The sequence below is a fragment of the Jejubacter calystegiae genome, from assembly GCF_005671395.1.
Classification (GTDB): domain Bacteria; phylum Pseudomonadota; class Gammaproteobacteria; order Enterobacterales; family Enterobacteriaceae; genus Jejubacter; species Jejubacter calystegiae.
In genome coordinates, this window is the sequence record NZ_CP040428.1 from 164,171 (window position 1) to 183,841 (window position 19,671).

12 protein-coding genes, 1 tRNA gene and 1 pseudogene are annotated in these 19,671 nt (G+C 54.7%); 2 read left to right on the top strand and 12 right to left on the bottom strand.

The features are described from left to right. Positions 1–125: 125 nt before the first annotated feature. Positions 126–6,275, bottom strand: coding sequence for a BapA/Bap/LapF family large adhesin (locus FEM41_RS00685; RefSeq protein ID WP_138093351.1), 6,150 nt, complete (start codon positions 6,273–6,275; stop codon positions 126–128). 990 nt (positions 6,276–7,265) lie between these two features. Beyond that, positions 7,266–7,346 (bottom strand): DUF3289 family protein, encoded by an 81-nt coding sequence (locus FEM41_RS24790; protein WP_338324515.1) that lies wholly within the window; start codon positions 7,344–7,346, stop codon positions 7,266–7,268. A gap of 308 nt (positions 7,347–7,654) precedes the next feature. Between FEM41_RS24790 and FEM41_RS00700 the strand changes: the two genes are divergently transcribed. Beyond that, positions 7,655–10,189, top strand: a complete 2,535-nt coding sequence (locus tag FEM41_RS00700) for an autotransporter outer membrane beta-barrel domain-containing protein (protein WP_168198747.1) — start codon at positions 7,655–7,657, stop codon at positions 10,187–10,189. Between the two features lie 286 nt (positions 10,190–10,475). On the opposite strand, the pseudogene FEM41_RS00705 reads toward FEM41_RS00700, so the two are convergent. The 8 genes and pseudogenes from FEM41_RS00705 to xerD all read right to left on the bottom strand — a co-directional run. Continuing rightward, positions 10,476–10,890, bottom strand: a pseudogene (locus tag FEM41_RS00705) (transposase family protein); the annotation flags it as partial. A 260-nt stretch (positions 10,891–11,150) separates the two neighbouring features. Further along, positions 11,151–11,224 (bottom strand) — tRNA-Gly (locus FEM41_RS00710). Positions 11,225–11,307: 83 nt separating this feature from the next. Beyond that, positions 11,308–12,000, bottom strand: a complete 693-nt coding sequence (actS, locus tag FEM41_RS00715; RefSeq protein WP_138093357.1) for an amidase activator ActS — start codon at positions 11,998–12,000, stop codon at positions 11,308–11,310. A 153-nt stretch (positions 12,001–12,153) separates the two neighbouring features. Continuing rightward, positions 12,154–13,671 carry a lysine--tRNA ligase gene (gene lysS / locus FEM41_RS00720; RefSeq protein WP_138093360.1) on the bottom strand — a complete coding sequence of 506 codons (1,518 nt, stop codon included), beginning with the start codon at positions 13,669–13,671 and terminating at the stop codon, positions 12,154–12,156. Between the two features lie 8 nt (positions 13,672–13,679). Further along, positions 13,680–14,778, bottom strand: a protein-coding gene (gene prfB / locus FEM41_RS00725; RefSeq protein WP_138093363.1) for a peptide chain release factor 2 whose coding sequence is annotated in 2 segments (ribosomal slippage) — positions 13,680–14,702 and positions 14,704–14,778 — 1,098 coding nt in all. Because the reading frame shifts where the segments join, the coding sequence is not laid out codon by codon here. A 101-nt stretch (positions 14,779–14,879) separates the two neighbouring features. Further along, entirely contained in the window at positions 14,880–16,613 is a 1,734-nt protein-coding gene (gene recJ / locus FEM41_RS00730) for a single-stranded-DNA-specific exonuclease RecJ (RefSeq protein WP_138093366.1), read from the bottom strand. Between the two features lie 3 nt (positions 16,614–16,616). After that, positions 16,617–17,333 (bottom strand): bifunctional protein-disulfide isomerase/oxidoreductase DsbC, encoded by a 717-nt coding sequence (gene dsbC, locus FEM41_RS00735; RefSeq protein WP_138093369.1) that lies wholly within the window; start codon positions 17,331–17,333, stop codon positions 16,617–16,619. Positions 17,334–17,360: 27 nt separating this feature from the next. Next, on the bottom strand, positions 17,361–18,257 hold the full coding sequence (xerD, locus tag FEM41_RS00740; RefSeq protein WP_138093372.1) for a site-specific tyrosine recombinase XerD: 897 nt from the start codon (positions 18,255–18,257) through the stop codon (positions 17,361–17,363). A gap of 149 nt (positions 18,258–18,406) precedes the next feature. Here xerD and fldB point away from each other — a divergent pair, with 149 nt between their 5' ends. After that, positions 18,407–18,928 carry a flavodoxin FldB gene (fldB, locus tag FEM41_RS00745; protein ID WP_138093375.1) on the top strand — a complete coding sequence of 174 codons (522 nt, stop codon included), beginning with the start codon at positions 18,407–18,409 and terminating at the stop codon, positions 18,926–18,928. A gap of 38 nt (positions 18,929–18,966) precedes the next feature. On the opposite strand, the gene FEM41_RS00750 is transcribed toward fldB, so the two are convergent. After that, complete coding sequence (locus FEM41_RS00750; RefSeq protein ID WP_138093378.1) at positions 18,967–19,380, bottom strand: protein YgfX; 414 nt, start codon at positions 19,378–19,380, stop codon at positions 18,967–18,969. After that, entirely contained in the window at positions 19,361–19,627 is a 267-nt protein-coding gene (gene sdhE, locus FEM41_RS00755) for an FAD assembly factor SdhE (RefSeq protein WP_138093381.1), read from the bottom strand. Before sdhE ends, FEM41_RS00750 begins: the two co-directional genes overlap by 20 nt. Positions 19,628–19,671 lie beyond the last annotated feature (44 nt).

The following is a 19,671-nucleotide window of genomic DNA, read 5'->3' on the forward strand; positions in this document are numbered from 1 at the left end:
CCATATTACTTCCCAAAAATTCAGTTTTATTATGATTAGCGCGATAAATAATCGTTATTTTCTCCGCCGGTATCGTTATTCAATCCGATACCTGGCGGGCACATCCCTGTGCCGCCTGTTTTCCGTTACACGTTATCCTGACTGTTGTGCTGTAGCAGTTCGTCCAGCGTGACTTCTGCCCCTTCCAGGGTAATCAGTTCCGTGGACTGGTACTGCGAACCGCTACCGTCTCTGTCGATTGAAATAACGGTGTTTCCGTCTTCCGTATGCTCCACCGACAGATACTGGCCGAAGGTATCGCTACTGCCATCCCAGTCGGTAAGCAGTCCGGCGACGTCTACGCCATCGCCATCGGCGGTGGAGAAGTCGCTCCAGACATTGTCGCTACCGTTACCGCCGGTGCTGTCCTGTGCATCCAGCAGGTTAAAGATGACCGTATCGGCCCCCGCCCCCAGCGTATAGGTATCGTCATAGGCGGTACTGGTGACCGTATCGCCCTGACTGCTACCACTCAGCATCGGATGCAGATCGACCGTCAGCGTCGCACTGGCGCTGGCGTTATCTGCGGTCTTCAACTGATAGTCAAAGGTCTCCTTCTGGGTGATGGACGTGATATCAACATCGCCATTCAGGCTGTAGCTGTAGTGACCGTCGCCATAAATGGTGAGGGCGCCGTACTTGCCTGCCAGGGTTGCCGGCTGCTCATCGTACTGATTGAGCGTGACCGACTGCTGGTCGTTACTGACGATAAGCTGCGTGTTAATATCAAGGGTTTCATCCGCCGCGCCATCGGCATCGCTGCCATCCAGGATGTTGCCCGTGACGGTCACGGCTTCACCGGTATGGAACTCATCCAGTGTGATTTCGGTGCCTGAAAGCGAGGCATCAACCGATACCGTTGGCCGTGAAATCACCGTTCCCGCCGCATCGGAGATGCTGGTGACGTGCAGAACATAATCCCCCCCTGCCAACACCAGGGAGCCCAGGCTTATCGCCTCCGGCGACGCATTGCTGTTGGTTATCAGGGGCGAGCTACTGCTTGCCACCACTTCGCCTGCCGCATTGGTAATGGTGTAGCTAATGGTCAGCCCCACGCTGCCCAACAGCAGGCTATCGTCCAGGGCGTACTGCAACGAGATCCCCGTCAGGACATGGCCTTCATCCACGTGGAAAGCGCCCTGGGCGTTCTGCGTGACGCTGCTGCTGCCGGTGGTCCAGTCGGCGCTAGCCAGGTTTACCTGACTAAACGCAGCGCTAACGTTGGCCGCAGCCGCCTCCAGCGCCACCGTATCATCAACGGCGGTAAGCTGAGGCTGGGTCAGGTTAACGGTCAGGGTCGCGGTGGACTGAGTCCCCTGCGGTCCGGTAACCGTATAGCTAAAGCGTTCGCTCGCTCCGACGTTCGCCGCTTCCTGGCCGCCATACAGGGTATAGGTGTAGTTCCCCTGATTATCGATGGTCAGTTCGCCATACAGACCGGCAATGGTGGTCGTCCCGTCGCTGGCGATGGTGACGCCGTTAACGCTACTAATCACACTGCCTTCAGGCACCGTATCGGCCCCGTCCCCTTCGTTTACCACGTTGCCCGTGACGCTGACGTTATCGGTGGATACCGAGTGGGTCACATCGGACAGCACTTTCAGGGTATATCCCGTCGCCACTGAAAGACCGCTGGTAGCATTGAGCAGGAACAGGTAGTTACCTTCCGTCAGAGTGATCGGCAGTTCATCCGAAACGCCGCCCAGCAGGACTATCCGATACCAGTCCTCCACTCGCTGCATGACCTGATACTGGCCGCTCTGTTCATCGTATTTGTAGATGTACAGATCGAACGAGGTTCCTATCGCAATGCCACCGGCATTGGCCTGCAGGTTCAGGTTGCGTACTTCATCCGCCCCTACAGAGAAGGTTGCCTGGTTATTGATATCGATCAGGCTGAGATCCAGGATATCGCCCAGTCCCAGGTTCAGCAGCACAAAGCCAGTCTTCGAACTTTCACCGTTATCGGTTTCCTGATAGACAGTTTCGACATCCAGCGTGACCCGATCGTCAACGGCCGTTACCACTTCGTCGCTGCCACCCGGCGGCGTCAGCGCTATGGCCAGGTTCGCACTGGAGCTTTGCGTTCCGTCGCTCAGGGTGTAGGTGAAGGTTTCGGTTTTACCCTGTACCGAAGTCGAGGTATCCAGCAGCGTGTAGGTCCAGCTACCGTCGGCAAACAGCGTTAGCGATCCATATTCGCCGTCAATGGTCACCCCTTCGCCGCTGGCGGGAACCTCAACGACCGTACCATCGCTATTGGTGACCTGGCTGACCAGCGTGCCTGCCGTTACGCTATCGCTACCGTGAACGCCATCATCATCGGTAATCAGGTTACCGCTGGCCGTACCGCTAACGCCCGGCCCGGTATCGGTGACATCAACCGCGACGGTGGTGGTGGAAAGCAGCCCCAGCAGCGCGTTATCACTGAGCGCTGTGACGCGATACTGTCCGGGTTCCAGGTTATCCAGGGTCAACGAAACGGTGTCGCCACCGATAATGGAGATAAGCGACGGATCGCTGGAGCTATCTGCCACGGTGACCCAGGTTTCGCTGCTGGCATCCCAACGCTGCACCGCCACATCCAGATCGCTGATGGCGGAAAGTAACGAACGACCAGTGACTGTCACATCGATACTGGCGCTGTGCCCTTCCTCGACGGTGAAGCCGGTAACGGCATTACCGCTGCCCAGATTAATTAATCCGCCCAGAAGACCGATAAAGATGCTACCGGTATCCGAATGGCTGCTGGTGGTCTGGGTTGTGGTGGACGTCAGCTCCAGTTGGATTGCATCGTCTCTGGCCTGGAGATCGGAATCGCTGTCAGAATCCGAATCGCTGTCAGAGTCCGAGTCGCTGTCAGAATCGGAATCGCTGTCGGAGTCTGAATCGCTGTCTGAATCCGAGTCGCTGTCGGAGTCCGAATCGCTGTCTGAATCGGAATCACTGTCAGAGTCAGAATCGCTGTCGGAATCCGAGTCGCTGTCAGAGTCCGAGTCGCTGTCGGAGTCAGCATCGCTGTCTGAATCCGAATCGCTGTCTGAATCCGAATCGCTGTCGGAGTCCGAGTCACTGTCGGAGTCCGAGTCACTGTCAGAATCGGAATCGCTGTCGGAGTCGGAATCGCTGTCTGAATCCGAGTCGCTGTCGGAGTCCGAATCGCTGTCTGAATCGGAATCACTGTCAGAGTCGGAATCGCTGTCAGAGTCAGAATCGCTGTCAGAGTCAGAATCGCTGTCGGAATCCGAGTCGCTGTCAGAGTCCGAGTCGCTGTCTGAATCGGAATCGCTGTCCGAATCCGAGTCGCTGTCGGAGTCGGCATCACTGTCGGAGTCTGAGTCGCTGTCCGAATCGGAATCACTGTCCGAATCCGAATCGCTGTCAGAATCGGAATCGCTGTCGGAGTCTGAATCGCTGTCTGAGTCTGAATCGCTGTCAGAGTCCGAATCGCTGTCAGAGTCCGAATCGCTGTCAGAATCGGAATCGCTGTCGGAATCCGAGTCACTGTCAGAATCTGAGTCACTGTCAGAGTCAGAATCACTGTCAGAGTCCGAATCACTGTCAGAGTCCGAATCGCTGTCCGAATCGGAATCGCTGTCGGAATCGGAGTCACTGTCCGAATCGGAGTCGCTGTCGGAATCCGAATCCGAGTCGCTGTCCGAATCGGAATCACTGTCAGCGTCAGCGTCGCTGTCGGAATCAGAGTCGCTGTCGGCGTCAGAATCACTGTCGGAGTCAGCATCGCTGTCAGAGTCTGAGTCGCTGTCGGAGTCAGCATCGCTGTCGGAGTCCGAGTCGCTGTCAGAGTCTGAATCGCTGTCGGAGTCAGCATCGCTGTCAGAGTCCGAGTCGCTGTCGGAGTCTGAGTCGCTGTCAGAGTCGGAATCACTGTCGGAGTCCGAGTCGCTGTCAGAGTCTGAGTCGCTGTCGGAGTCAGCATCGCTGTCAGAGTCCGAGTCGCTGTCGGAGTCGGAGTCGGAGTCACTGTCAGAATCGGAATCGCTGTCAGAGTCGGAATCACTGTCGGAATCCGAGTCGCTGTCAGAGTCCGAGTCGCTGTCGGAGTCAGCATCGCTGTCTGAATCGGAATCGCTGTCCGAATCCGAGTCGCTGTCGGAGTCGGCATCACTGTCGGAGTCTGAGTCGCTGTCCGAATCGGAATCACTGTCCGAATCCGAATCGCTGTCAGAATCGGAATCGCTGTCGGAGTCTGAATCGCTGTCAGAGTCCGAATCGCTGTCGGAATCGGAATCACTGTCAGAGTCCGAATCGCTGTCGGAATCGGAATCACTGTCAGAATCGGAATCGCTGTCGGAGTCCGAATCGCTGTCGGAATCGGAATCACTGTCAGAGTCAGAATCGCTGTCGGAGTCTGAATCGCTGTCGGAATCCGAGTCGCTGTCGGAGTCGGAATCGCTGTCGGAGTCGGAATCGCTGTCGGAGTCTGAGTCGCTGTCGGAGTCGGAATCGCTGTCGGAGTCTGAGTCGCTGTCGGAGTCCGAATCGCTGTCGGAGTCCGAATCGCTGTCGGAGTCCGAATCGCTGTCAGAGTCAGAATCGCTGTCTGAATCGGAATCACTATCAGAGTCAGAGTCGCTGTCGGAGTCGGAATCGCTGTCAGAATCCGAGTCGCTGTCGGAGTCGGAATCGCTGTCGGAGTCGGAATCGCTATCGGAATCCGAGTCGCTGTCAGAATCGGAATCGCTGTCAGAGTCCGAATCGCTGTCGGAATCGGAATCACTGTCAGAGTCCGAATCGCTGTCGGAATCCGAATCACTGTCAGAATCTGAGTCACTGTCCGAGTCAGAGTCACTGTCAGAGTCCGAGTCGCTGTCAGAATCAGCGTCAGAGTCTGAACCGCCGCCAGCTCCCTGTCCTTGTACATTCACGGAAAAATCCGGGGAACGGGCGCTTACGTTCCCTACCGCATCGGTGACAACCGTCGAGAAATGATGAGAACCCTTTGTCAGTTCAGAAGGGAAGGTAAAACTCCAGTTGCCATGGCTATCCGTAATCGCTTTGCCAATTAGCGTATCGCCATCATAAACAGAGATGGTACTTCCGGGCTCCGCATTACCACGTAAAGTGGGACGCGTATCGTTAACGGTTCCGCCGTTGGAAATAATCTTGATATCTTTGCCGGAATCATCGATCAGCTCCAGATTGGTGACGGCGGCAACCTGAGTATCCACGGTCACGACGAGCTCCGTCGAACGCTCACTCACGTTTCCGGCTTTATCCGTGACGGTAATGCTCAGACTGTGCTGACCATCACCCAGCGATGTCGACGGCGTAAAGCGCCAGTTGCCATTGCTGTCCGCCGTGACGCTACCCAGCACTTTATCGCCATCATAAACGGTGACCAGGCTGCCCGCTTCCGCCGTTCCGCTCAACGCGGGCAGACTGTTACTGGTTGCACTCTCACCGCTAATGGTGCCGGCTTCAGGCGCGCTGGTATCCACTGTAATCGTAAATGTCGGGGAAGGATCGCTCACGTTCCCGGCACTGTCCGTTACCGTCACGCTCAGGCTGTGCTGACCATCACCCAGCGCCGTCGATGGTTTAAAACTCCAGTTACCATTGCTGTCAGCCGTGACGCTGCCCAATACCTTTTCACCATCATAGATAGTGACCAGACTGCCCGCTTCCGCCGTTCCGTTCAGGGTCGGGCGGGCATCGTTCGTGGCGCCGCCGCGGGTAATCTCCCCGGTAACGGGTTCCTGATTATCAACAACCTTCAGATCGTCGACGACGGCGGGCGTCGTATTATCATCCTCACCAGAATCCATTTCCGGGGGGACATAGCTATGATGATTATCGTCATCGTTATTCGCCCCCAGGAACATGGCGGCGATACCCAGAGCGCCCGCACCGGCCATGATAAAAGGCGCTGCGCTGATGCCTTCATCCTCTGCGGCCAGTGCGCTGATATCTTCTATGGGCTGGAAATGCGGTACGCTTTCCGGGTTTTGCACCCACCACAATGCGCCTTGCCCATCTTCCAGTACCAGCTTGCTGGTTTCCCCTTGCTCATTTGCGATAAAAAAGTTTTTTACCACGACTTTTTCGCCATTATTTAGCGAAATTGAGAGATCATTCCCCACCCTACTGGTACCCGCAATATCCTGCGGGTTTATTTTTAATTTCACAATGCCTGGTGAAGATAAATTAATCTCATTGCCGTTGGTAGCGCGCATGGCATTACCAGCAGCATCGGTGATTGCGATGTCTACCATATTAGCTTCCATTACAAAGGTTAAGCTGACCAGAACTAATCAGCGCCGCTGTATTTATTTTTTAAAGTTATTGCTATGTGAATTGTTATTTCTGCCTGGGAGATACAACAGAGCGCAAAACTAACAACAGACGCAACTCTGGCATCCCAGGGCAGTCTCTTTTTCATCACCACCTGTAAGGGAATATGTAAAACGGTTTATGGGTATTTCGAGTCTAGCTGGATGCTCAAAAAGTGCAAAACAGGTATAAGAATAATCCACAAAGACTTTATTCACTAAAATAAATACAGCATCCACATGAAAATAAACATAAAAACAAAATCACTTTAGGATAATCGCCACAATAACCACTTGATAGTGAAGGTTAAAAAAACCAACCAATTACAAAAAAAGAGATTAAATCCGAAAAACAAAACAAATAAAGAAAAATCAAAAGACGAAAAACCAAAAACCAGAATAAAAAACCATAAAAGAGCAAAAAAATAAAAACAAACAACCAAAACAAATGAGTAGAAAAGGTAAACATCACTAATGCATCAAATCCTTCCATTAAATAATCACAGCATTTGCATGGTTATTTTTAGATATTTATCCTTAAACATAAAAAGGCTATCAACCATTATTTGACGTTGTTTTATGGCCATCAAACAAAAAATTACCAATCGATATAATTCAAATGCGTTATCAATTTGGCGTGTTATTTAACCACACAGTGATACATATATAACGGAAGATAAATAACCTGATAATTAAGTAAGGGATAGAAACTGAGCATCAGTGAATCGCCGTACTGAAATCCGTCGAGGCCAGGCAGTTGCAAAAGCGTCTTAAGTAAAGGTATTGCGTTACCCATAACTTAAAACAGCTTAGCTCCTTGTTAACTAAAAAATTCCATTGTTTTGCTTCCACCCAGGCTGCGGAAGACCCACTTTTTACCCGTTATTGACAACACTCATGCATATGGAGAATCATCTGCGCGATATACGCCCCTTACAGGCCGTATATCGCAAACATGCGGGATAAATCCCGGAACTCGTCAAAGAGGATTGCCGCGCACTGCTTCCGGGTGATTTTTTCCCTTCGCGGCGGGAGTCATAAAACCATGAATTGCGGCTGGCTGACGGAGTGATTCTGGTCAACGTGTACAAATTCTCCCTGACGGAAACGTCAGTCAGATAGAATAAAACGGTGCCTCCAGCTGGCTTTCAGAGAGTTCGCCGCAGCATATATCTCCACATACGCCTGCCTAAGCCATAGCGGTTCATGTTCACTACCTGAAAAACCTCTTTTCTCACTTTTAAGCTGGCAAAACGAACCAGGCTTGCCTATGTCTTAACCACAAGGATATTTTCCGCGAAGGTATAATGAGGCTCCCTAAAATGAAATTCCCTAAAAACCAGCTGGCATTGATGATCGCCGCTCTGAGCACGACGCCTTATGCTCAGGCAGTAAACGTAAGCGGCACATCGGTTACGGTCACGGATGATCAAAGCAATACCCCCTATCAGGTTTCCAATAATGGCGAGTTAATTGTTGATGGTGGCTCTGTCGGCTCTCTCTCCGTTAATAATTCCACACTGACCATTCACAATGGCGGAACGTATGCGGGCAGTGATATGCAAGAAGCTATTTATTCTTCTAAATCAGATATTAATCTGGATGGCGTAACTGCCACTACGTCAAACGCCCAGCAATCTATTTTATCCGTTGCAAGCAATCTCCATATTGCTGACAGTACACTGACGCAAAACGGCGGCAGTGCTGTCATCGGGATTAACAATGCCGATGCAACCGGCTCTCCGCAGACTCTGATTAGCAATTCAACATTAAATCTGGTGAACTCGACTGGCAATGGCGGAGCAGTGAATCTTGAATCCGCCTCCACATCCACAATTTCCGATTCCGTCATTAACAGCGTTTTAAGCGGGGTTAATTATATTAATTCCAGTGGCTCTCTACTGAATACTACCGTCAATGCAGAGGGATATGGCGTTCAGTCGCAGGCCATCGCCTTTAATTATCGCCCTGTTAACGTCATTGCCCGCAATGCCATCATTACAGGCAGGCAAGGCGGGGCGTTACTCTCTGACGGAACGCTTAACCTACAGTCCACGAGCGTCTCCGGCACAGGAGAAGACGCGAATGGCATTACAGCAGGCAGCAGAGGAATAACAGACTCGCCCTCCACGCTTGAGTTAATCACCTCTCAGGTTAAAGGGAATAATAATGGGATCCTGATGACGCCGACCACCCCTGACGGTAATGGTCATCAGGTTAATCTGAGCATCAATAATTCCGCGGTCACGGGAGAAACCGGCGCTGCCATCAGCGTAGAAAACATGACGGCTGATATATCTGTTCTGAATGGAAGTACGCTTTCCGGCGGCGATAATGTTTTGCTCAATAACGCCAGTAACGGCAACGCCAGCCTGCGCGTTGAGAACGCTACGCTGTTTGGCGATGTTGTGACGGATAATAGCAGTACAACGACTGTCTCCCTGCGAAAAAATGCGCAATTAACCGGCTTGCTGACCGGCGCCGCCTCCCTGAATGTAGGCGATCATTCAACCTGGAATATGACAGGAAACGACAACCCTGGAGCGCTGACTATCAATAACGGCACGGTCAATTTTGGCTCATCCGGTACAGGGTTTAAAACTCTGACGGTGTCATCCCTGTCGGGAACAGGGCGTTTTCTGATGAACACGAATCTTGCTGCGAATACCGGCGATTTACTGAACGTGACCGGTGAGGCGACGGGTACGTATGTCCTTGCGATTGCCAATACAGGGAACGAGCCTCAGGCAGGCGGCGAAGATTTACAGGTTGTGCATACGGGTTCCGGTAATGCCGCATTCTCGGTGGAGGGCGGCAAAGTCGATGCCGGAGCATGGCAATATTCGCTGTCAAAACAGGGAACGGACTGGTATCTCACCCAGGATAGCGATGACTCCCTCCCTCCCGATCCGGCCCCTGTGCCACCCAACGGCGATCGCACGACATCTCCTTCTACAGACGCCATACTCAGTCTGGCTTCCGCGCCAGTCACCATCTTTAACGCGGAAATGCAAAGCCTTCGCTTTCGTCACGGCGATATCCAGACCAATACCCTTGCTCCAGGCGGCGTCTGGGGGCGTATTCTGGGGAGTAATAACCGGATAAGCGGGCCATACGGTTCCGCTTATAAAATAGGTCAGACTGGTATGGAAACGGGTGCCGACACGGTCATTGACGTTAATTCAGGACGCGTTGCGCTAGGCGCTTTCGTCAGTTACACCAGTAATAAAATCTCTCATGCCCGCGGCGGGCAAAGCACCGTTAACAGCACCGGCGGCGGACTCTACGCCACCTGGATGGCTGACTCAGGACTTTATGTGGATGCCGTCGCAAAATATAACCATTTCAGTAATGATATAAATGCTCGAATGACGGATAACACACCGGCCAAAGGGAGTTACAGCCAGGATGCGTTTGGTGGCAGCCTGGAAACCGGCATGACCTTTACAACCGCATCCCCTGTCTGGCTTCAGCCCTATATCCGTGCGACAGCCATGCAGGCCGGAGGAGAAGACGTCAAACTGGATAACGGAATGAAGGCGAATATCGATACCACCAACTCATTCCAGGGCGAGGCGGGAGTGAATGTAGGACTTGATGTTTCCATTGCCGGAGCCACGGTAAAGCCCTATGTAAGCCTGGCCGTCAGTCATGAGTTTGTGGATAATAACCGGGTCGCTATCAATGATACCTGGAACTTTGATAATGATATTTCCGGCACGACGGGGAAGTATGGCGCAGGACTCTCCGCCCAGATAACTAAAAACGCCGGCGTCTGGCTTGAGGGGCAATATCAGAATGGTAAACATATTGAGTCGCCCATTGCGGCCAATGCCGGTTTCAGGATAACGTTCTAAGAAAATGAGCCACCGCAACGGATTAGTCGTTGGGTAAACCTCTTATGAAAACCCGTCCTTGCAGCGGGTTTTGAACCTTCTGACATGCCAGTACCGGTACATATGCAGGCGAGAAAGTCGAAGTATCACTTAACTGTTCGCCTGAATAACTTCAATAAAATGCCAAAAATGAAAGATAAGGGGGAAAAGCGGCTGGCTATCAGTAAATAGACCCGTTTTAGTTCCATGCAGTTTTTGAGAGCCTGGCCAAATAATGGTGCTGTCGGTATTCTTCCTGTGTCATATTATTCAGCGCTTCCGGCGTGGCCAGCGGTGGGGGATTTCTCACCGGCAGCCGTTGCTTGCCCTTATGGCGAAAATTCAGCTTCAGCAGGCAGTAAATACGGTGGAGCCTTTTGTGATTCCACGGGTATCCCTGCGCAAAACCTGGAAAAGTTTCGGAAAACCGTATCATGGGTATCGTTCAGTCGCTGCCTGCAGGGCGGCAATAACAGGTTCATCACACGTGGTATCCGGGCGGTAATGGTAAACCGTTCTGCTCAGGTTCAGACTCCGGCAGGCCTGACGGATACTGAGTCCGAATGTCGTTATCAGATGAGTGGCCAGCTCACGCTTAAGGGCTGGTTTTAAAGCTTTTTTTCGATAACGTCTTTCAGTGCCCTGCATTCAAGACTGAGATCAGCAAACATCTGTTTAAGGCGGATCGCGACGGCAACAGAGCGGGGGCATCGGGTAAAATGCGCTTCACTAAAAGTCTTCGGGAATTATGCCGGGTAGGTGGCTTTTGTTCGTTGTTGGGCTATCGCAGCAAGAACGTCAGCGTGGTGATATATTCCCGTGTACCACACACCAACCACGCGACAGATGCGGCGATTGTGCAATGTGTAGTTACGGTTGTACCTGGTTTAGCGGGATGATGTAATTGCTTGATAAATAAAATTTTTCTTATTCATCAATAAGTTGGAGCGGGCGAAGGGAATCGAACCCTCGTATAGAGCTTGGGAAGCTCTCGTTCTACCATTGAACTACGCCCGCATCGGAAGTGCGTATGGCATTATAGACCTTCCCCACCCTCTGGCAACCCCCGCTGCGTTAAGTGCTGGTATTTTAAGCGAAGGTCAGCACGAAGGCGGCAGATAGCGCTGGGGGTCGATGGCGGTGGCGCGATAGCGAATCTGGAAATGCAGTCCCACCTTGCTGGCGCCGCTGCTGCCCATAGTGGCGATCTGCTGTCCGGCCTTCACCTGCTGGCCTTCGGTCACCAGAATGCGCTCATTATGGCCATAGGCGGTAATGTAATCTTCACCGTGCTTCAGCAGAATCAGGTTGCCGTAGCCGCGCAGGCGATTACCGGCGTAGACCACCTTACCGGCCCCCGCCGCATAGATCGGCGCGCCGCGCTGGCCGCCGATATCAATCCCTTTATTACCACCCTGAGCGCTGGAGAACGGCAGCGCCACTTTGCCCTGAGCCGGCCAGCGCCAGCAGCGCGAACCCGCCGGCGGCGGCGCAGCCTTCGCTACAGCGCCGCTGGAGGTTTTACGGGGCGTGGCTTTAGCGGTTCGGGTAGATTTCGCCGTCGTAGCACTGCCTTTCAGGCGCAGCTTTTGTCCAACGGCCAGGGTATAAGGCGCGGAAAGATTATTCAGGCGAGCCAGCTCCTTAACGCTGCTGCCGCTGCTGTAGGCAATGCGCCACAGGGTATCGCCGCGTTTCACAGTCCAGGTTGGACCGCTATAGCTGCCCTGCTCCGGCAGAGATTTATTCGAAGAACAAGCGGTCAGCAGCAGGCTGAAGCATAGGCACAGCATGCTGAAAAATCGGGTGATTACCGGGCGTCCCCTGCTCAAATCTCGTCCTCTCGGGCCTGAATCTTAAACGACCGCTATCTTAGCATCGCCCGATGCCAGAAACAAAAACGCCCTCCGTATCAGGAGGGCGTTTGCGCACGTTATATCAACGCATTACTTCTGCGGACGCATCGCCGGGAACAGAATAACGTCGCGGATGGTGTGGCTGTTGGTAAACAGCATCACCATACGGTCGATACCAATGCCCAGACCGGCGGTCGGCGGCAGGCCGTGCTCCAGCGCGGTCACGTAGTCTTCATCGAAGAACATCGCTTCATCGTCGCCCGCATCTTTCGCCGCAACCTGGTCGGCAAAGCGCTGCGCCTGATCTTCAGCATCATTCAGCTCCGAGAAGCCGTTACCGATTTCGCGGCCGCCAATGAAGAACTCAAAGCGGTCGGTGATTTCCGGATTCTGGTCGTTACGACGCGCCAGCGGCGAAACTTCGGCCGGGTATTCGGTGATAAAGGTCGGCTGAATCAGATGGCTTTCCGCCACCTCTTCAAAGATCTCGGTCACGGTACGGCCCAGGCCCCAGCTCTTCTCAACCTTGATGCCAATGCTTTCGGCAATCGCTTTCGCTTTATCGAAGTCGTCGAGATCCGCCATCTCCGTTTCCGGACGATACTTTTTGATGGCTTCGCGCATGGTCAGCTTCTCGAACGGCTTACCGAAGTCGAAGGTTTCATCACCGTAGGCGACCTCAGTGGTGCCCAGTACTTCCTGAGCCAGCTGGCGGAACAGCGATTCGGTCAGCTCGATCAGATCTTTGTAGTCCGCGTAGGCCATATAGAGTTCCATCATAGTGAACTCGGGATTATGGCGTACGGAGATACCTTCGTTACGGAAGTTACGGTTAATTTCGAACACCCGCTCGAAACCGCCCACCACCAGACGCTTCAGGTACAGCTCCGGCGCGATACGCAGATACATATCGATATCCAGCGCATTGTGATGAGTCACAAACGGACGCGCGGAAGCGCCGCCCGGAATCACCTGCATCATCGGGGTTTCCACTTCCATAAAGCCGCGGCCCACCATGAACTGGCGAATACCGGACAGGATCTGGGAACGCACCCGGAAGGTGTGACGCGACTCTTCGTTCGCAATCAGGTCCAGATAGCGCTGGCGATAGCGGGTTTCCTGATCCGCCAGGCCGTGGAACTTGTCCGGCAGCGGGCGCAGAGCTTTGGTCAGCAGGCGCAGTTCGCTACAGTGGATAGAAAGTTCGCCGGTTTTGGTTTTAAACAGCTTACCGCGGGCGGCGATAATATCGCCCAGATCCCACTTCTTGAACTGCTCGTTATAAACCCCTTCGGCGAGATCGTCGCGCGCAACGTAAAGCTGAATGCGGCCGCCCATATCCTGCAGCGTGACGAAGGAAGCCTTACCCATGATGCGGCGGGTCATCATACGACCAGCCACGTTCACTTCGATATTCAGGGCTTCCAGCTCTTCGTTCTGTTTTTCGTCGTAGTCACGATGCAGCTGTTCGGAGGTATGGTCGCGGCGGAAATCGTTAGGAAAAGCCACGCCCTGACCGCGCAGCGCAGCCAGCTTTTCGCGACGATTTTGTAGTTCGTTATTAAGCTCGGCCGCCGCTTCAGTGCCCTGAGGCTGTTGTTCTGACATAGTGGTTTTTATAACCCCGCTTTCAAACTTGCTTCAATAAATTTATCCAGAGAGCCGTCCAGCACCGCCTGGGTGTTGCGCGTCTCGACACCGGTACGCAGATCCTTAATGCGCGAATCGTCCAGCACATAGGAGCGGATCTGGCTCCCCCAGCCGATATCAGACTTGGTGTCTTCCATCGCCTGTTTCTCGGCATTCTTCTTCTGCATTTCCAGTTCATAAAGCTTCGCTTTCATCTGCTTCATGGCCTGGTCTTTGTTCTTATGCTGCGAACGGTCGTTCTGGCACTGCGTCACCAGTCCGGTGGGGATGTGGGTGATACGCACCGCCGATTCGGTACGGTTAACGTGCTGACCACCAGCGCCGGACGCGCGGTAAACGTCGATACGCAGATCCGCCGGATTGATTTCGATATCGATATCGTCATCCACTTCCGGATAGACGAACGCGGAGCTGAACGAGGTGTGACGGCGACCGCCGGAGTCGAACGGGCTCTTACGCACCAGGCGGTGAACCCCGGTTTCGGTACGCAGCCAGCCATAGGCGTAATCACCGGCGATGCGGATAGTCGCGGACTTGAGCCCGGCCACTTCGCCTTCCGACTCTTCAATGATTTCGGTCTTAAAGCCTTTGTCTTCCGCCCAGCGCAGATACATGCGCAGCAGCATGCTGGCCCAGTCCTGCGCTTCGGTACCGCCAGAACCGGCCTGGATATCCAGGTAGCAGTCGGCGCTATCATATTCACCGGAGAACATACGGCGGAATTCAAGCTGACCGAGTTTGACTTCCAGTTGATCCAGCTCGGCGACGGCTTCGTTGAAGGTCTCTTCATCTTCGGCCTCAACGGCCAGTTCCAGCAGACCTTCTACGTCTTCCAGGCCCTGACTCATCTGGTCAAGGGTCTCAACGACCGCCTCCAGAGAAGAGCGCTCTTTCCCCAGAGCCTGGGCGCGTTCGGGCTCGTTCCAGACGTCCGGCTGTTCCAGCTCGGCGTTTACTTCTTCAAGACGCTCTTTTCTGGCATCGTAGTCAAAGATACCCCCTAAGAACGTCGGCGCGTTCACTGAGGTTCTGGATGCGGTTTTTTACCGGATTAATTTCAAACATGAGTAGTCAGTCTTTTTAGTGGACGGTTTTCGGAAATAAGGGATCGAGTTTACCGGATTTGGCGCGGTTTTTATAGCTCCGTCACGCCGACGGAGCTTCTCTTACAGCGGCCAGAGTTTATCGATCAGCAGCTGTATCGAACGGTTGCCACGGAACTCGTTAACATCAAGTTTATAGGCAAGAATCACTTCGCGCACGCCGTTATCCGGCCAGAGAGCGGTATCGATATTAAAGGCGATACCGTCCAGCAGCGGTCCGCCGCCAACCGGCTCCACCATCACCTTCAGGTGGCGTTCGCCAACAATGCGCTGCTGGAGCAGGCGGAACTGGCCGTCGAACAGCGGTTCCGGGAACATTTGCCCCCAGGGGCCGGCATCCCGCAGTAGCTCTGCCGTCTCAAGCGTCATCTCCTGCGCAGAGAGCGGGCCGTCGCTCCAGACTTCGCCCTGAAGCATCGCCGGGTCTATCCACTCCCCCACCAGCGCAGAGAAGCGCTGGCGGAACTCATCGAAGCGGGCCTCTTCCAGCGACAGGCCCGCCGCCATGGCGTGGCCGCCGAACTTCAGCATCAGCCCGGGGTGCAGGGTATCCAGACGCTCCAGAGCATCGCGCATATGCAGTCCCTGTACCGAACGGCCAGAGCCCTTCAGAGTGCCGTCGCCTGCCGGTGCAAAGGCAATCACCGGGCGGTGGAAGCGCTCTTTGATTCGCGAAGCCAGAATTCCCACCACCCCCTGGTGCCATTCGGAATGATAGAGCGCAAGCCCCGCTGGCAGCGAATCGCAGCTACGGCTCAGGGATTCGCACAGCGTCATGGCCTCGGCCTGCATCCCCTGCTCTATCTCTTTACGGGTCTGGTTCAGCGCGTCCAGCTCGTTAGCCAGTACCCGAGCTTCGCTCAGGTTATCGCACATCAACAGCGCCACGCCGACTGACATATCGTCCAGTCGACCGGCAGCGTTCAAACGCGGCCCCAGGGCAAAGCCCAGGTCGCTGGCATTCAGACGTTTAGGATCGCGGTTCGCCACTTCCAGCAAGGCGCGAATTCCCGGACGACAGTGGCCAGCGCGGATACGGCTCAGCCCCTGCCAGGTCAGAATTCGGTTGTTGGCATCGAGCGGTACCACGTCCGCTACCGTTCCCAGCGCCACCAGATCGAGGAATTCGGCCAGGTTGGGGATCGTGAGTCCCTGCTGCTCAAACCAGGCGCTATCGCGCAGATGGGCTCGCAGCGCCAGCATCAGATAAAAGGCGACCCCAACGCCCGCCAGCGATTTCGACGGGAAGTCGCAATCCGCCAGATTTGGGTTAATGATGGCATCCGCCGCCGGTAGCGTTTCGCCCGGCAGGTGGTGATCGGTCACCACCACCGGTAGCCCCAGTTCGTGAGCCCGGGCCACCCCGGAATGAGAGGAAATACCGTTATCCACGGTCACTATCATCTGCGCGCCGCGGGCATGGGCCTGATCTACCACTTCGGGGCTCAGTCCATAACCATCCTCAAAGCGATTCGGCACCAGATAGCTTATCTGTTTGCCGCCAAAAGCGCGTAGTGCAAGAACGCTCAGGGCGGTACTGGTAGCGCCGTCGGCGTCGAAATCGCCCACCACCACGATATGCAGATTATCGATGAGCGCCTGATGCAGCAGTTTTACCGCCTGGGCCATACCGTTAAGCTGCTGCCAGGGCAGCAGCCCTTTGGCGCTACGCTCCAGATCCGCCATACTGCGTACGCCTCGACTGGCATAGAGTCGCTGCAGCAAAGGTGGCACCTGCGCCGGGAAGACAACGGTCGTGTCTGACTCCCGGCGCCGAAGTTGCGTTTGTTGTTCCACCCGTTACTGCCCGCCTGCCGTCAGCTTCTTGTGCTGATCCAGGAAGGCCTTCAGCTCTTTCGGCCCCTGATAGCCCGGAATCAGCGAGCCGTCGTTCAGGACCATCGCTGGCGTGCCCTGAACCCCGAACTGAACGCCCAGCGCATAATGCTGAGTGAGGTCGATATCACAGCTGGCGGCCGCGACTTTTCCGCCCTTCATCGCGCTATCAAAGGCCTTACGCGGATCGCTGGCGCACCAGATGCTCTTCATATCGCTCTCGGCCTGACTCTGGGGCCCCTGGCGCGGGAAAGCGAGATAGCGCACCGTGATGCCCAGAGCGTTATAGTCGCTCATCTCTTCATGCAGCTTGCGGCAGTAGCCGCAGGTGATATCGGTGAAAACCGTGATAACGTACTGCTCTTTCGGCGCCTTATAGACGATCATCTCTTTGCTCAGGGCGTTCAGCTTGCCCATCAGCAGCTTATTGGTCACGTTGACCGGCTGGCCGCCGCTCACATCATACAGCGGCCCCTGTAGCAGGTGCTTGCCGTCTTCCGTGATATAGAGCGCGCCGCTGTTGGTTAATACGGTTTTCAGACCGGGCACCGGCGCGTCTTTAATCTCTGCCTGCCCCATTCCCAGTTTGCTCAGGGTCTGTTTAATGGCAGCGTCATCAGCGTGGGCGGCGCCAGCAAAGGTAGCGGCCAGCAGCGAAAAGAGTACAAGACCTTTTTTCATCAATAATCCTTTGTCGTGTTGAAGCACTCACGCCCGCGGGTGGTGCTGTTGATGCAGCTGACGCAAACGCTCGGTCGCCACATGAGTATAAATCTGAGTGGTGGAAAGGTCGCTGTGTCCCAGCAACATCTGCACCACGCGTAAATCCGCACCGTGATTGAGCAGGTGGGTGGCAAACGCATGACGTAGTACATGAGGCGATAGCTTATCACCGTCAATACCGGCCAGCGCGGCATAATGTTTGATTCGATGCCAGAAAGTCTGGCGCGTCATCTGGCGCCCCCGCTGGCTGGGAAACAGCACGTCGCTGGTCTGGCCGTTTAACAGCCAGGGGCGGCCATGGGTCAGATAGTTTTCCAGCCACCACACCGACTCTTCGCCCAGCGGCACCAGCCGTTCCTTATTCCCTTTACCAATCACCCGCACCACCCCCTGACGCAGGCTGACGTCGCTAAGCTGTAGCCCCACCAGTTCAGAAACGCGCAGTCCCGTGGCGTAGAGCAGCTCCAGCATCGCTTTGTCACGCAGCTCCAGAGGCTGCTCCACCAGCGGCGCCTGAAGCAGACGTTCCACCTGAGCCTCGCTCAAATCTTTGGGCAAACGCTGGGGAAGTTTTGGCGAAGAGAGTAGCGCGCTGGGATCGTCCGGGCGCATTTTTTCGCGATAGAGATACTGGAACAGGCGGCGCAGCGCGCTCAACAGACGGGCGGAACTGGTGGCCTTGTAGCCCCCTTCCACCCGTTCAGCCAGCAGCGCCTGAAGTTCCGGCGCACCGGCGCGCAGCAAATCGCTACCCTGATGATGCAGCCAGCAAACCACCGTTTTCAGGTCGCGGCGATAGGCGCTGAGCGTATTCTCCGCCAGGCTGCGCTCCAGCCAGAGCGCGTCGAGAAACTGTTCAATGCGGGCTAAATCCTGTTCCACTTTTGGCTCTCTTTTATACGCAGACCCGCATTATACCCAAATTTAAGCGCTATGCAGATTCACGCCCAGTCGCCTGAAGGATAAATGCATGCCGCCGGAATCTGATACACTTGCCGCCAGACACGTTGAATAACTGAGTAGTCATCGCTATGAATATCGGCCTCTTTTATGGCTCCAGCACCTGTTATACCGAGATGGCGGCAGAGAAGATCCGCGACATTATCGGCCCGGAACTGGTCACCCTGCATAATCTTAAAGACGACGCCCCTGCGCTGATGGAGCAGTACGATGTATTGATCCTTGGTATTCCCACCTGGGACTTCGGTGAAATTCAGGAGGACTGGGAAGCCGTCTGGGACCAGCTCGATAGCCTGAATTTGCAGGGTAAAATTGTGGCCCTGTATGGCATGGGCGATCAGTTGGGCTACGGGGAATGGTTCCTGGACGCACTGGGTATGCTACATGACAGGCTGGCCCCCAAAGGGGTGGATTTCATCGGTTACTGGCCGACCGAAGGCTATGAATTTACCAGCCCGAAACCGGTTATCGCTGACGGTCAGCTGTTCGTGGGGCTGGCGCTGGATGAAACCAATCAGTATGACCTGAGCGATGAACGTATTCAGGTATGGTGTGAGCAGATTCTGGGAGAGATGGCGGAACGTCTCGCCTGATGAACGGCGGCGTCAGCCGCAATGCCCGACACCTGGAATTACTCGCCCTGCAACCGACGGGTACGTAACAGACGGCGCAGATTGCGCCACTCCTCTTCCCGCAAACAATCCGCTGCCAGCCACAGCAGCTGGCGCTTGCGGGTTTCCGGACACTTAAGCCGCAACAGCATGCCGCCAGGCAGCGGCAACGGTCGGCCAGAAAATTCCCAGACCTTACCCTGCCACCTCAGACGGTCATCGTCGAGCAGCGCCAGCTCTCCCTGACAGGCATGGATACGCCGCTGGCTACGCACGCAGTCGAATACCACAAGGGCAATCAGCAGCAGCCAGATGGGCATATAGCTCAAAGGCCAGGGAAGCAGCAGAATGGCGGTCGCGACTATCCCATGCGCCAGCAGAGAGAGCCACTGCGCCTGCCAGGAGACCCGGAGATCACATTGCCACAGGACCACGTTCCTGGTTCCGCTGTTGAATCAACCGTACCATACGCAATAACTCCGCATCCGCGGGCGCACCGTGATTCATCAACCAGTTGAAGAGGTCGGGGTCATCACACTCCAGCAAACGGACGAACAGCTGTTTGTCGGTATCGCTGAGGGTGTCGTATTCGTATTCGAAGAAGGGCATGATGGAGATATCCAGTTCACGCATGCCACGACGGCAAGCCCAGTGGATTCGGGCTTTATTATTGATATCCATACTCTCTTACCTGCTTAACAGACAGTTGGGTGACGGCAGATAGT

Excerpts from the sequence above, each read along its gene's own strand:
- FEM41_RS00685 (WP_138093351.1), bottom strand. The coding sequence starts at position 6,275 with ATGGTAGACATCGCAATCACCGATGCTGCTGGTAATGCCATGCGCGCT.
- FEM41_RS00700 (WP_168198747.1), top strand. The coding sequence starts at position 7,655 with ATGAAATTCCCTAAAAACCAGCTGGCATTGATGATCGCCGCTCTGAGC.
- actS (WP_138093357.1), bottom strand. The coding sequence starts at position 12,000 with ATGCTGTGCCTATGCTTCAGCCTGCTGCTGACCGCTTGTTCTTCGAAT.
- lysS (WP_138093360.1), bottom strand. The coding sequence starts at position 13,671 with ATGTCAGAACAACAGCCTCAGGGCACTGAAGCGGCGGCCGAGCTTAAT.
- dsbC (WP_138093369.1), bottom strand. The coding sequence starts at position 17,333 with ATGAAAAAAGGTCTTGTACTCTTTTCGCTGCTGGCCGCTACCTTTGCT.
- fldB (WP_138093375.1), top strand. The coding sequence starts at position 18,407 with ATGAATATCGGCCTCTTTTATGGCTCCAGCACCTGTTATACCGAGATG.
- sdhE (WP_138093381.1), bottom strand. The coding sequence starts at position 19,627 with ATGGATATCAATAATAAAGCCCGAATCCACTGGGCTTGCCGTCGTGGC.